The sequence below is a fragment of the Polyangium sorediatum genome (assembly GCF_029946465.1).
Lineage (GTDB): Bacteria > Myxococcota_A > Polyangia > Polyangiales > Polyangiaceae > Polyangium > Polyangium fumosum.
In genome coordinates, this window is the sequence record NZ_JARZHI010000041.1 from 80,444 (window position 1) to 93,431 (window position 12,988).

Below are 12,988 nucleotides of genomic sequence, written 5' to 3' on the forward strand. Positions count from 1 at the left end.
TCATTTCACCTTCCCGGTCGCGACGCCGATCCCCACCTCCAGCACCTCGTCGCGCCCCTCGCGCACGCCCTTCACCGTCCTCGCCGCGGGGATCTGTGGCTGCACGCCCACGCCGTGGAAACGTGTGCCGTCATAACGCTCGACCCGCATTCCGGTCCAGGTGATCACGAGCCCGCCGGGCACGGCGAGCGTGTTGACGATGCCCTTCGTGCCCGCCGTCGACGAACCGACGATCTTGCCGAGTTTGTCATGCTCGACCATGCTGAGCCACGTCTCGGCCTGGCCCACGGCGCGCTCGTCCGTCAGGAAAACGATCCGGCCGCCGAAGCGCGGCGCCTTTGGCTCGGCGTACCACCGCGTCTCCTCGAACGTGAACCCTTGGCTGTTTGGCCGGACGACCCGCGGGATCTTCCAGAGCGGGCTCGCGATCGGCTTCGACGCGAGGTGACCGAGCGCCTCGAAATCGAGCTTGGGCTCCCCGCGCAGATCGAAGATCACGCCCCGCGCCTTCGCCAGCGTGGGCAGGGCCGCGTCGAATTGCGTCGGCGTCACCCGTTCGAGATCCACGTACGAGACCCCCGGCGCGACCTCGGCGACAGGCTCCGGCCTCTTCTCCTGCAGCAATCGATCCTCCGCGCCGAGCGAGCGCGCGAGGCGCGCGGTCACAGGCTCGCCCGTCTCGTGCTTCAGGCGCACCGTCGCGACCTCGTCCTTTTTCCCTGCGCGTAGCGACGCCGTCGCGACGCGCCTCCTCCACGCCGGCGTCGCGCCCGACGTCCGCGGCTCGAACACCGCCATCCACGCGTCGACCGGCTTGTTGTCGATCGCGAGCACGACATCCCCCGGACGAACCTCGGCGCCCGCGCTCGGGTGCACATGCGTCACGACGAGCTGGCCCTCGACCCAGGTGAAGTTCAGTGGCAAAAACCCGCACGTCGACGCTTCGGGAATCGGCGGCCCCGCGGGCTGCTTCAGCATCCGCACCACACGTCCCTGCCCGTCGTGGAGCTGCGTGATCATACGCTCCATCGCCGCCACCATGCCCTGCTCGTCGAGGGCCGTGGCCGCATCGGACAAGCTCTTCCGCAGCACGGCGGGCCAGTCCGTCTCCACGACGTCGAAGTAGGGATAAAAATGGGAAAGGACGCCCCACGCCATGACGACGTCGGCGAGGCGAGTCTCCCGGTCCATCAGCGCATACACGAGCGTCGGGGGAATGCCGCCCGGCGGCGGCTCGGCCGGCGCGGCGCTTCCATGCGGCAACGTCCCGCGCTCGTCGGCATAAAGCGTGCGCGGCAATTTGCACGAGACCCCCCCGCCAAGCTCGACCTCGTCGACCTCACGCGGGAGCGCGAGCCTCGGGAAAGGCGAATCCGCGTCGCTCATGCGAGAGCTTTTGTAGACCGGCGCTCCCATCCGCAGATCGACCCCGTCGTGCCGCCACGCGACGATCTTCAGCTTCGCGCCGTCCTTCGGGGGCAGGATCGCCTCGGGCAGGTCTTGCCGCAGGCCCGACGGGAAGACACGGAGCGTCGGCGCCACGGGGGCGAAGATGTCCCCGAGGATCTGCGCGAGCTCCTCGGCGGACGTGGCCCCTTCGACGCGTTTTGCGCCGTCCACGGCGATCGCGTTCCAATCGGCCCGCGCGGCCTCGTCGCTCGGGTGGAAAAAACGCACGGCCTTGTAGAGCTGCGTGAATGCGACGACGTTCTCGAGCGCGCGACCCTCGAGCGGGCGGGAAGGATCGACCCGCGGCGCCGCCCTGGGCAGAGCGACCGGGGAGAAAGGCAGCGGGGCTGGCATGGGCTCCGGCGGCGGGACGTTGCCACAGGCGAGGAGCACCCAAGGGAGCATGAGGCGAGCAGCCTGGGACGCGCGCAAAAGAGCCCTCCGAGCCACGAGATCGAGCGTCCGGATCTTGCCCAAGCGCGCCTCGTTCGCCAAGAAGAAGTGTCAGAAACCAGGGGCAGCCGCCGTTGTCCGGAAAGGCAGGAGCCCACCATGAAGATCGAGCGGATCGAGCTCTATTACGTCAAGATCCCGCTCTCCGGCGACCGGCCGGGGTTCTTCGACGATCGGGTCGTCTTCGAGCCGAACTGGATCCCCGGCTACCACCAGATCGACCTGCGCTTGTACCTCTTGCGCCTCGTGACCGACGCGGGGATCGACGGCGTCGCGGCGATCCCCGCGATGGGCCGCGAGCGCGAGTCGCTCGGCGCCTTGCTCGGCGCCTACCTGCTCGGATTGAACCCGCTCGACATGCGGCTCGTGAACCAGCGCATCGAGGAGTTCTCGATCCTCGGCATGCGCAATGGATGGATCGACGCGGCGTTCTGGGATCTCGTCGGCAAGATTCGTCGTGAACCCTTGTGGAAGGTCCTCGGCGGCGAGGGCGGCTTCGCCGTCCCGTACGCCTCGCTCGGCTCGAACCACGACCACGACCCGCGCCTCGTGGCCGAGCTCGTCACGGAGCGCCGCAACGAGGGGTTTGCCGGCGTCAAGATCCGCGTGAAGAGCGACGAGCTCGCGCGGATGGTCGACGTCGTCGCGGCCGCGCGCGAGGCGGCGGGGGATTCGATGGAGCTCATGGTCGACGCCAATCTCGGCTGGCCCACGGAGCTCGTCGAAAAGAGCCCGCGCTGGGACGAGGATTTCGCCGCGCGCTTCGCCGAGGCGATCACGCCGTATCGACCGTCGTGGCTCGAAGAGCCGCTCCACCGGGCCGATCACGAGGGGCTCGCGCGGCTCCGCGCGTGCTCGAAGATCCCGATCGCGGGCGGCGAGGTCACGCCCTCGTGGCGCGAATTCCGGTCGATGCTCGACGCCGGGAGCCTCGACATCTACCAGCCCGACGCGGTGCTCGCGGGCGGCACGTATGCGGGCGGCGTGAGCGTCGTCCGCTGGCTCGTGCGCGAGATCCGGCGGCGCAACGCCACGCGCGGGCCGGAGACCCGCCCGCTCCGATACACGCCGCATACGTGGACGAACGGCCTCGGCTTCGCGGTGAACCTCCACCTCTTTGGCCTGCTCCCGCAGGCGGAGCGAGGCCTCCTCGAGTTGCCGCACGACCTCCACTGGAAAATGCCGCAATGGGCGCGGTTCCTTCGCAATGGCTTCGCGCGGGATGCCGAGGGCCGCATCCGGATCCCGGACGAGCCGGGGCTCGGCGTCGAGATCGACTGGGAGGTGATCGCGCGCTTCGGCAAGCGGATCGACGTGGTCACGAAAGCGAGCCTTGCGGCCTGGACCGTGCTCGATCACGGCTGGCGCGAGGCGGTGTATCTGCGCAACAAGAAACGCGAGGTCGAGGACCGCAGCGCGCTCGCCGAGTTCGAGCTTCCCGAGCCGCCCTTCTGAGGTAGCATCGCGCGCGGAGGTCTTCATGAGACGTTTGCTCTTGGCTTCGATTCCCGCGCTTTCCCTCACCGTGCTCGCCGCCTGCGACAGCGGCGAGACCTCGAATACGTCGGCAAACACCGGCGGCGGAGGCGCGGGCGCCACCGGCGGCATGGGCAGCACCGGCGGCAGCGGTGGCATGGGCAGCACCGGCGGGCCCGGCGGCAGCGGCGGCATCGGTGGTTCCGGTGGCGACGGCGGAATCGGCGGTTCTGGCGGCATCGGCGGCTCCGGCGGCATCGGTGGCTCCGGCGGCAACGGTGGAATGGGCGGCTCCGGCGGCAACGGTGGAATGGGCGGCTCCGGCGGGATGGGCGGCTCCGGTGGCTCCGGCGGCGACGGCGGCAGCGGCGGTGGAATGCCCCCCGTGAAGCCGCCTGTGAGCCCCTACATCGTCGTCGATCAATTCGGCTACTTGCCGGCTGGGCAGAAAGTTGCGGTCGTCCGGGATCCTCAGAATGGATTCGACGCCGCGGAGTCGTTCTCGCCCGGGGGCACGTACGCGCTCGTGAACGCGCAGACGGGCGCTCAGGTCCTCACGGGCGCCCCGGCGGCGTGGAAGAATGGAATGGTCGACGCCTCCTCGGGCGATCGGGCCTGGCATTTCGATTTCTCGTCCGTGCAGACCACGGGCACCTATTACGTGCACGACACGGGCAACGACCGGCGCTCCCACGAGTTCCGGATCGCGACGAACGTCTACCGGGACGTGCTGAAGGCCGCGGTGCGCACGTTCTTCTACCAGCGCGCCGGGGTCGCGAAGTCGGCAGCACACGCGGGCGCGGGCTGGGCCGACGGCGCGAGCCACGTGGGCCCGGGGCAGGACAAGAACGCCCGGCGTTACAATGCGCCGAACGACGCGTCGACGGAGCGGGACCTCTCCGGCGGCTGGTACGACGCGGGCGATTACAACAAGTACACGAACTGGCACGCGCGGTACGTGACGAGCCTGCTCATGGCCTACGACGAGTCGAAGGCCGCGTTCTTCGACGATTACGGCATCCCCGAGTCGGGCAACGGCGTCCCCGACGTCGTGGACGAGGCGAAGTTCGGCATGGACTGGCTCATCAAGATGCAAAACGCGAACGGATCCGTGCTGAGCATCGTGGGCCTCGCGCACGCGAGCCCGCCCTCCGCGGCGACGGAGCCGAGCCGGTACGGCCTCGCGAGCACCTCGGCCACGCTGAGCGCAGCCGCGGCCTTCGCGTATGGCTCGATCGTCTTCCGCTCGCTCGGCGGCGCGTTCACGGCCTACGCCGACGACCTCGTCGCGCGGGCCGAGAATGCCTGGACCTGGGCGAACGCGAACCCGAGCGTGACGTTCTCCAACAACGACGGCTCGAACGGCTCGCAGGGCCTCGGCGCGGGCCAGCAGGAGACGGACGATTACGGACGGCTGAGCAAGAAGATCGAGGCCGCCGCGTACCTCTTCCACGCGACCGGCAAGGCGACCTACCGCCAGTTCTTCGATTCGAACTACGCGCAGATCCACCTGCTCCAGTGGAACTTCGCCTACCCGTTCGAGGCCGAGCAGCAGGACGCGCTGCTTTATTACACGAAGGTGCAGGGCGCCACGCAGGCCGTCGTGACCGCCATCCGGAACGCCTACAACGGCGCGATGAACGGAGCTGAAAACTTCGCGGCGATCAACGGCGAGGCCGACCCGTACCGCGCGTACCTGAAGGACTACGTGTGGGGCAGCAACGGGACGAAGTCGCACCAGGGCAACATGTACCAGGACATCCTCGTCTACGGGCTCGACCCCGCGAAGAACACGGCCGCGGAGCGGGCGGCGGCGCGCTACATCCATTACATCCACGGCACGAACCCGCTCGGGCTCGTGTACCTCTCGAACATGGGCGCCGTCGGCGCAGAACATAGCGCGAACGAGTTCTACCATTCGTGGTTCACGCATGGAAACGCGCAATGGGATCGCGTGGGCGTGTCGACGTACGGGCCGGCCCCGGGCTTCGTCGTGGGCGGCCCGAACCCGAGCTACGACTGGGATGGATGCTGCCCGAACAACTGCGGCAGCGCCCAGAACAACGCCGTCTGCTCGTCGGAGTCGGTCACGCCGCCGAAGGGGCAACCGGCGCAGAAGTCGTACAAGGACTTCAACACGAGCTGGCCGCTGAACTCGTGGTCCGTCACCGAGAACTCGAACGGCTACCAGGTGGCGTACATCCGGCTGCTCTCGAAGTTCGTGAAGTGATTTCCCCAAACGTCCCTTGACGTTTCCCGCCCCCCGCGCGACGACGATCGCCGCACATGCGATCCGTCACCGAATACCTCTGGTACGAGACCAAGCAAAGGCGCGAGCTCGTCAACATCACCGATCGCGTCGAGACGATCGTCTCCGGCAGCCGCATCGCCGAGGGCATGGTCCTCGTCAGCGCGATGCACATCACGGCCGGCGTCTTCGTGAACGATCACGAGCCCGGGCTCTGGGAGGATATCTGGTCGTGGCTGCAAACGCTCGCCCCGGCCGGCCCCGATTACAAGCACCACCGGACCGGCGAGGACAACGGCGACGCGCACCTCAAGTCGATCCTCGTCCACCACCAGGTGATCGTCCCCATCACGAAAGGAAAACTCGACCTCGGCCCCTGGCAGCAGATCTTTTACGCCGAGTTCGACGGCCAGCGGCGCAAACGCCTGGTGGTCAAGGCCATGGGGGAATGACGTGACCGAGGGGACGAGGCGCCTCTTCATTGCCGTCGACCCAGGCGAGGCCTGCCACGCGCGCATCACCAGCGCCGTCGGCCTGGCGCGCGCGCACGCCCCGCGGGCGCGCTGGGTGCGGCCGGAGGGCATCCACGTGACGCTCGTTTTCCTCGGCGCGGTGGCCGAATCCCTCGTCCCCGCGGTCGTGGCGAAGATGGAAGACGTCGCGGGCCGGCACGCGCCGCTCACGCTGCGATTCGAGGGCGCCGGTTGTTTCGGCGGGCGAAAGCCGCGGGTTTTGTGGATCTCCGTCGCGGGGGACGTGCCGGCGCTCGGGCTCGTGCAAAAGGAGCTCTCGGAGGCGCTCACGGAGGTCGGGTACGTCCCCGAGGAGCGCCTCTTTTCGCCGCACCTCACCCTGGCGCGCGCCGGCTTCGGCGGCACGGACGCGGGGCTCTGGGCGGCGGCGCGCTCGCTCGCGGCCGAGTCGTTCGGCGAGGTGGAGGTGCGGGAGCTCGTGCTGTACGAGAGCGTGCTTTCGGCGGCCGGCGCGCATTACGAGGCCGTCGCGCGATTGCCCCTCGGCGGGGCGCCTGCCCCGCTCCATTGACCTCGTCCTCCACGAGGACAGGTTGCAGGGAGAGAGGGCCAGCGCTGCTGGTGGCACGCCGTCATGACGGATCGGAAAAACGAGCCGCCGTCGTCGAAATCGAAAAGGTTCCTTTGGGACGTCCTGTCCCGCTACGGTGTCGCCGTCGCCGTGACGGCGGGAACCGTGGCGCTCTGCCTGAGCTTGCAGGCCGTCATCGACACGCCTGCGCTCCTGCTCCTGCTCGTCCTCGCGGTGGCCGTCGCGGCGCACGGCGGCTTTGGCCCCGGGCTCGCCGCGACGGGAATGGCAGCCCTCGCCGGTATGCTCCTCCTCCGGCCGCTCGAAGGCCTCGCCGTCGCTTTGTTCGTCGCGGTCGGCCTCGTGCTCAGCACCCTCGGCGAATGCATCCACCGTTCCCTCGCGGCGACCCGCCGCGGGAACGCCGTCCTCGAGCGTCGGATCCAGGAACGCACGGCCGAGCTCGAATCCCTGTTCTTGCACGCGCCGGTGGGCTTCGCCTTTTTTGATCGGGAAGGTCGGTTTCTCCGCGTCAACGACTGGCTCGCCGCGATCAATGGCCTGCCCGTCGAGGCCCACCTCGGCCGCCCCCCGCACGAGGTCCTGCCCCACATCACCGTCACCACGGCGCTGCACGATGTCTTTCAGACGGGCGAGCCGATCGCGCACCTGGAAATCAGCGGCGAGACCCCGGCCCGGCCAGGCGAAACCAGGCATTGGCTGGACGCGATTTTCCCGGTGCATGGGCCCGAGGGGACGGTCACCTCGGTCGGCGCCGTCATCCTGGACGTCACCGAAATGAAGCGGGCCACCGAGCAGGCGCGGGCGCGGGCGCGCCAGCAGGCGGCCGTGGCCGCGCTCGGGCACATGGCGCTCGTGGAAAAGGACGTCCAGCGCATCATGAATCGTGCCGTCGAGCTCGTCGCCGAGACGCTCGAAATCGAGCTGTGCAAGGTCCTGGAATTGATACCCGGGGGGCAGCGGCTCTTGCTCCGCGCCGGCGTGGGGTGGGCGACGGGCCTGGTCGGGCACGCCACGGTCGGGGCCGACGATCAGTCCCAGGCAGGATATACGCTGCGATCGAACGTGCCCGTGATCGTGGAGGACCTCCGGACCGAGCCGCGCTTCCACGGACCTCCGCTCTTGCACGACCACGGCGTCGTCAGCGGGATGAGCGTGACGATCGCCGGCGAGCAAGATCAACCCTATGGCGTGCTCGGCGCGCACACGCGGCGAAAGCGGTTGTTCACCCGCGACGACATCACCTTCCTCGAATCCATCGCGATCCTCCTGGCAGCCTCGCTGCGGCAAAGGCAGGTCGAGCGGGCCTTGCGCGAGGGCGAGGAGCGGTATCGCCTGCTCGTCGAGGGCGTGCGTGATTACGCGATTTACATGCTCGACCCCGAAGGCCGCGTGCAGAGCTGGAATGCCGGCGCGGAGCGGCTCAAGGGATACACGGCCGCGGAGGTCATCGGCCGGCATTTCTCCCAGTTCTACCCCGCCGAGGACGTCGCCCAGGGCAAACCGGAGCGCTCGCTCATCCTGGCAGCGAGGCACGGGCGTTTCGAGGAGGAGGGGTTTCACGTTCGCAAAGACGGCACGCGCTTCTGGGCGAACGTCGTGCTGACGGCCCTGCGGGACGAGACCGGCGCGCTCCGCGGATTCTCCAACATGACGCGCGACGTGACCGAACGAAAACAGGCCATCGAGGCGGCGCGGAACGCCGCGGCGCGCCTGCGCGCCATCGTGGACACGGCTGTCGACGGGATCATCACCATCGACGACCACGGCACGATCGAGACCACGAATCCCGCAGCCGAACGAATGCTCGGGTATGGCACGAACGAGCTCGTCGGCCGGAACGTCAAGACGATCATGCCCGAGCCGTACCGGAGCGGGCACGACACGTACCTCGCGAATTACCTGCGCACGGGCGTACGAAAGATCATCGGCATCGGGCGCAAGGTGCGCGGGCGACGCAAGGACGGCTCGGAGTTCCCCCTGGATCTGGCCGTCAGCGAGTTCTTCGTGGGCGAGCGGCGATTCTTCGCGGGGATCATCCGCGACATCACGGAGCGGGCGGCGGCGGAGGCGGAGCGCGAATCGCTGCTCGGGAGCGAGCGGGCCGCGCGGAGCGAGGCCGAGCGGGCCAACCGGATGAAGGACGAATTTCTGGCCACGATGTCGCACGAGCTCCGGACGCCGCTGACCCCCATCCTCGGCTGGATCGAGCTGCTCCGCACCTCGCAGCAGGCGCCGCAGAACCTGGAAAAGGGTTTGTCGGTCATCGAGCGCAACGCGCGCCTGCAATTGCAGCTCATCTCGGACCTGCTCGACGTGAGCCGGATCGTCTCCGGAAAGCTGCGCCTCCACGTGCAGCGCGTCGATTTGCCGAAGGTGATCGACGCGGCCATCGAGTCCGTCCGTCACGCCGCGGAGGTGAAGGGCATCGCGATTCGAGCCGCGTACGAGCCGGCGGACACGACCGTGATGGGCGACCCGGATCGCCTGCAGCAGGTCGTGTGGAACCTCGTCGCGAACGCGATCAAATTCACGCCCAAGAAGGGCCGCGTGGACATCCGGCTCTCCCGAACGAACGCCCACCTCCGGCTCGCGGTCACGGATACGGGACAGGGGATCGCGCCGGAGTTTCTGCCGCTCCTCTTTGATCGTTTCCGGCAAGCCGACTCGTCCACGTCACGCCGTCATGGCGGGCTCGGCCTCGGGCTCTCCATCGTAAAACACCTGGTCGAGCTTCACGGCGGGTGCGTGCACGCGGAGAGCGCGGGGCTCGGAAAAGGCGCGACGTTCGTGGTCGACCTGCCGACGATGCCCGCGGTCGCCCCCGGTCCCGAGCACGACACGCGGCCTCTGCTCTGGCCGAACCTCGCGCGCGCGCCCGTCGCCGATACGCCGAGCCTCGAAGGCATTCGTGTCCTCGTCGTGGACGACGAGCCGGACGCGCGGGAGCTCGTCGAGCGGTTGCTGGAAGATCGCCGGGCGAAGGTCATCACGGCGGCCTCGGCATTCGAGGCCCTCGATCTGCTGAACAACCCGGAGAACGAGCCGGACGTGATGGTGAGCGACCTCGGAATGCCCGGGATGGATGGATTCGCGCTCATTCGAGAGGTGCGCGCGCGTGGCGCCGCGGGGCTCGGCGACCTGCCCGCCGTCGCCGTGACGGCCTTCGCGCGCCCCGAGGACAAGGCCCGATCGCTCGAAGCCGGCTACGACGCGCACGTGACGAAGCCGATCGATCCGCTCGGGTTCGTCGCGACGGTGGCGCAAGTGACGCGGCGCAAACGGGCGGTGTCGTAAAGCCGAGCGCCGTTCTTTCTACGGTGCGGATCTATTCGTCGACGACGCGGATCGGGATCCAGTCGAATTCGGTGACGCCGGCATCGCGGTAGATGCGCCAGACCTTGGGGGTGACGAGGAAAAAGGGATACGGGAAGAGGGCGTTGCTCACGTCGCCCTCGAAGCCCACCTCGCCGAACCATTCCCAGGTGACGTTGACGTCGCGGATATCGGTGACATCGGAGGCACGGTAAGCGAGGCGGAGAGGGACCTCTTCGAACGTCTCGAAGCTGCTCCGCGCGCATGGGCAGGGTAGGTAGGGCCCGACGCCGGTCGATCGAGGCGACATGGGAGGCAAGGTGTGCGTCGCACAGAGCTGACGCCACGGGAGCTGGAAGTGGCCCCGCTTCTCGAACGCCGCGAAGACGCCCCGGAACGAGAGTCCGGTCGCGCCGCTCTCCGCGAGCGCGCCGGCCAGCTTCTCGTCGACGAGCATGTCGTCATAACAAGTCGCTGCCGCGCGCCGGCCTTCCAGGACATGAAGCTCCTTGCCATCGACGACCAGCGCGGACGTCTGCCGCGCCCCTGCGCCGCAGCGTTGGCACGCCTCGGACATCTCGTAGGTCGTGCCGACCCGCGGCCCCGCGAAGATGCTGCCCGGAAGGGCCCAATAACGCACGACGAGCAGGCGCGCCGCTTCGAGTTCCTCGTCGGTGAAGCGGTCGCGACGTCGCAAGGTCCAATCCTTGTCGTACTCCTTGAGCAAACCCAGGAGGAGCGGCAGGCGTTCGTCCCTTTCGTCGAGAGTGACGAGCGTGCAGTTCGCGACTTCGTCGAGGACTGCAACGTCGGGACCGCAGCCCGCAGGGCCGAGGATCGTCTGCGGTCCCCCCGGGAAGCGCTTGTTGATGAGGAGGATTCGTACCTCTGTCCACATGTCTAGAGTCTCGATGACTTCTTACTTCCCGAAGTAGGGCTTGATGGCTTCGAGCCAGTGCGGATAGTCCTTATAGACGTCTTCGTATAACTTCCAAACGGTCTTGCGGTTGATGACCGGCGGCCGAACCTGGTTTAGCAAGCGCGTGATCTCCTTGTGCTTTGCCTCCGTCAAGATCACGGCGGGCAGCTTGTCGAGGTTCTTCGCGAAACGCAGCTTGTCCGCCATGGCCACCTCCAGGATGTGGTGTGCCTGATAGGAGCCGCCGAGGTTCTCCGTAAACTTGCGCATCACCTCGTACGCACCGATCGCTCCGTTTTGCTCCAGCCCGACCGCGATGTCCACGCCGTACTGCTTCGCCAACAGCTCCGCCGTCTCCTTGGACAGCTCCTCGGCCCCCTGGAGGATGAGCGGCGCCTTCTTCGCGCAAGCCTCCTCCAGCTTCTTGGCGAACGTCTCCGCCTGGCCGATGAGCACACCGGAGGCGATCTGCGTGATCGCCGCCGCGGCTTGCACGATGGCGTTATCGACGCCGTCCTCGTTATCGCCGCCGATGATGCCGAATCGCTTGCCGTCCTTCCGCGAGAGGTCGTGATTGAATTCGCCGTTCAGCATCGCCGAGGCGATCGTCAACTCGCGGACCATCCGCTCGATCGGCGTCAGGGCCTTGTTTTTGCCGGCCCCATCCCCCTTGCCCGTGCATCCGTCCTTCGTCTGCGCGCACGGGACCGCGCTCACGAGCGGTCGCCCTTGCCGATGTTGAAGCTCCGGCAGCGCCCCGCCCCGATCCACGAGCGTGCATTGCTCATCGACGCACTTCGGCGGGTGCACCTCGTCCCGCTTCGGCAAGGTGGAGGTCGATGGCAAAAGCGGCTCGTTCGACAGCACGCCCTCGGGCGGAGGCGGCGACGGCCGCGGGCTCGTAGGCGGACGCTCCGGCATCTTCTTCGCGCCGGATGGAATGGCGTTGGCTTGCTCGTCTTTTTGCACCGGCGGAGGCTTCGAGCCCTCGGACGCCTTGGCTGGCGCCGCTGCCTTTTTCTCTTCGGCCGGCACCTTCGCTGGTTCCGGCCGCGGCGGCGGCGGCGGGCACTTCAGCTTGTTGTACGGGATCGGCAAGAGCCGGACGCTCTCGGGCCCCACATAAGGATCGTAGATGTAAACGGCATGCCCCTCGGCCTTCTGCGTGAACTCCACCTGGCTTTTGGTGGTCCACACCGTCGCCGCCCCCAGGTCATAGGCCCACTGGTTCACGCCGGGCGGGACATTTGGTGGCTTGACGCAGACGCGGAACGTGAGCGCACGCGCGACGCTCGGCGCGCACAAGACGAGAAGGATCGGCAGCAAGCACCAGGCGAAGACGCGACGAAGCATCGGCAGACCCTTCAATGAGCACGGGCACGCGCCAGCCACGCCCGCGGCGGTGAGCGGGACTGCGTTCTTCCCGTCGAGCCTTTTGCCATGGGCCCCGAAAGGAACGCAACCATTCGGCCCCAGGCACCCGCCCTCGCCAGATTTCGCCCTGGAGGCCGGCAAATCACGGCATGAAAGCAGGTTTCCGCCTTCGGACGCGCGCAAATCCCGCGACGGTCTCCCGGTGCGTCCTTCGGACATGCTCGAACGATGCACAGGAGTGGTGTGCGTCACGTTTGGAAATGTCCGAACGATGCACAGGAGCCCCGGCGCGTCGTTCGGGCGTGCGCGAGGGGCGCCGGGCGCGTCGGGCGCGACGATTTTCCGATTCCGAATGGCGTCGCGCTCGTCCGGTGCGGAGTTCGGAGGGGCGAGAGGTGCGGGTTGGGGGCTCCTGTGCGTCGTTCGCGCATGCACGAAGACGGGATCCGGTTCTCGGGGCAGAATTTGCCAGCGACGAAAGCGAGGTTTCGGCGATCAGCCCTCGTTCCCCGCGCCCCCGCTCTCGCCTCCGCCCTTCTTGGCGCTGCGCTCGCGGCGCAAGAAGAACGACTCGACGAGCTTGCGTTGCCCCGGGAATGCGGCGCGGAGCATCCCGTATGCCTTTTCGAGCGCCACGCGGACGGCGAGCCGTGCCTGGATCTCGGCGTCGCCGGCTTTGTTTTGCGCCA

Annotated in this window: 9 protein-coding genes; 5 read left to right on the top strand and 4 right to left on the bottom strand. The window is 67.9% G+C overall.

Annotation, left to right across the window (positions count from 1 at the left end; translation table 11 throughout):
• Positions 1–1,854: a S41 family peptidase gene (locus QHF89_RS33200; protein WP_136971537.1), complete on the bottom strand. Its 1,854-nt coding sequence runs from the start codon at positions 1,852–1,854 to the stop codon at positions 1–3.
• Between the two features lie 147 nt (positions 1,855–2,001).
• On the opposite strand from QHF89_RS33200, the gene QHF89_RS33205 reads away from it, so the two are divergent.
• The 5 genes from QHF89_RS33205 (at position 2,002) to QHF89_RS33225 (ending at position 9,988) form a co-directional block, all read left to right on the top strand.
• Complete coding sequence (locus QHF89_RS33205; RefSeq protein ID WP_284721230.1) at positions 2,002–3,357, top strand: mandelate racemase/muconate lactonizing enzyme family protein; 1,356 nt, start codon at positions 2,002–2,004, stop codon at positions 3,355–3,357.
• 25 nt (positions 3,358–3,382) lie between these two features.
• A complete protein-coding gene (locus QHF89_RS33210; RefSeq protein ID WP_284721231.1) occupies positions 3,383–5,608 on the top strand; it encodes a glycoside hydrolase family 9 protein in 2,226 nt (741 codons plus the stop codon).
• A gap of 56 nt (positions 5,609–5,664) precedes the next feature.
• Complete coding sequence (locus tag QHF89_RS33215; protein WP_136971536.1) at positions 5,665–6,078, top strand: secondary thiamine-phosphate synthase enzyme YjbQ; 414 nt, start codon at positions 5,665–5,667, stop codon at positions 6,076–6,078.
• Position 6,079: 1 nt separating this feature from the next.
• A complete protein-coding gene (gene thpR, locus QHF89_RS33220) occupies positions 6,080–6,670 on the top strand; it encodes an RNA 2',3'-cyclic phosphodiesterase (protein ID WP_136971535.1) in 591 nt (196 codons plus the stop codon).
• Between the two features lie 63 nt (positions 6,671–6,733).
• Entirely contained in the window at positions 6,734–9,988 is a 3,255-nt protein-coding gene (locus QHF89_RS33225; protein ID WP_136971534.1) for a PAS domain S-box protein, read from the top strand.
• A 31-nt stretch (positions 9,989–10,019) separates the two neighbouring features.
• Here QHF89_RS33225 and QHF89_RS33230 read toward each other — a convergent pair whose 3' ends face one another.
• The 3 genes from QHF89_RS33230 to QHF89_RS33240 form a co-directional block, all read right to left on the bottom strand.
• Positions 10,020–10,904 carry a hypothetical protein gene (locus QHF89_RS33230; protein WP_136971533.1) on the bottom strand — a complete coding sequence of 295 codons (885 nt, stop codon included), beginning with the start codon at positions 10,902–10,904 and terminating at the stop codon, positions 10,020–10,022.
• Positions 10,905–10,925: 21 nt separating this feature from the next.
• Positions 10,926–12,278 carry a hypothetical protein gene (locus QHF89_RS33235; protein ID WP_136971532.1) on the bottom strand — a complete coding sequence of 451 codons (1,353 nt, stop codon included), beginning with the start codon at positions 12,276–12,278 and terminating at the stop codon, positions 10,926–10,928.
• Between the two features lie 516 nt (positions 12,279–12,794).
• Positions 12,795–12,988, bottom strand: a 194-nt coding sequence (locus QHF89_RS33240; protein ID WP_284721232.1) for a hypothetical protein, incomplete at its 5' end; no start/stop codon positions are given.

Excerpts from the sequence above, each read along its gene's own strand:
- QHF89_RS33200 (WP_136971537.1), bottom strand. The coding sequence starts at position 1,854 with ATGCTCCCTTGGGTGCTCCTCGCCTGTGGCAACGTCCCGCCGCCGGAG.
- QHF89_RS33205 (WP_284721230.1), top strand. The coding sequence starts at position 2,002 with ATGAAGATCGAGCGGATCGAGCTCTATTACGTCAAGATCCCGCTCTCC.
- QHF89_RS33210 (WP_284721231.1), top strand. The coding sequence starts at position 3,383 with ATGAGACGTTTGCTCTTGGCTTCGATTCCCGCGCTTTCCCTCACCGTG.
- QHF89_RS33215 (WP_136971536.1), top strand. The coding sequence starts at position 5,665 with ATGCGATCCGTCACCGAATACCTCTGGTACGAGACCAAGCAAAGGCGC.
- QHF89_RS33225 (WP_136971534.1), top strand. The coding sequence starts at position 6,734 with ATGACGGATCGGAAAAACGAGCCGCCGTCGTCGAAATCGAAAAGGTTC.
- QHF89_RS33230 (WP_136971533.1), bottom strand. The coding sequence starts at position 10,904 with ATGTGGACAGAGGTACGAATCCTCCTCATCAACAAGCGCTTCCCGGGG.
- QHF89_RS33235 (WP_136971532.1), bottom strand. The coding sequence starts at position 12,278 with ATGCTTCGTCGCGTCTTCGCCTGGTGCTTGCTGCCGATCCTTCTCGTC.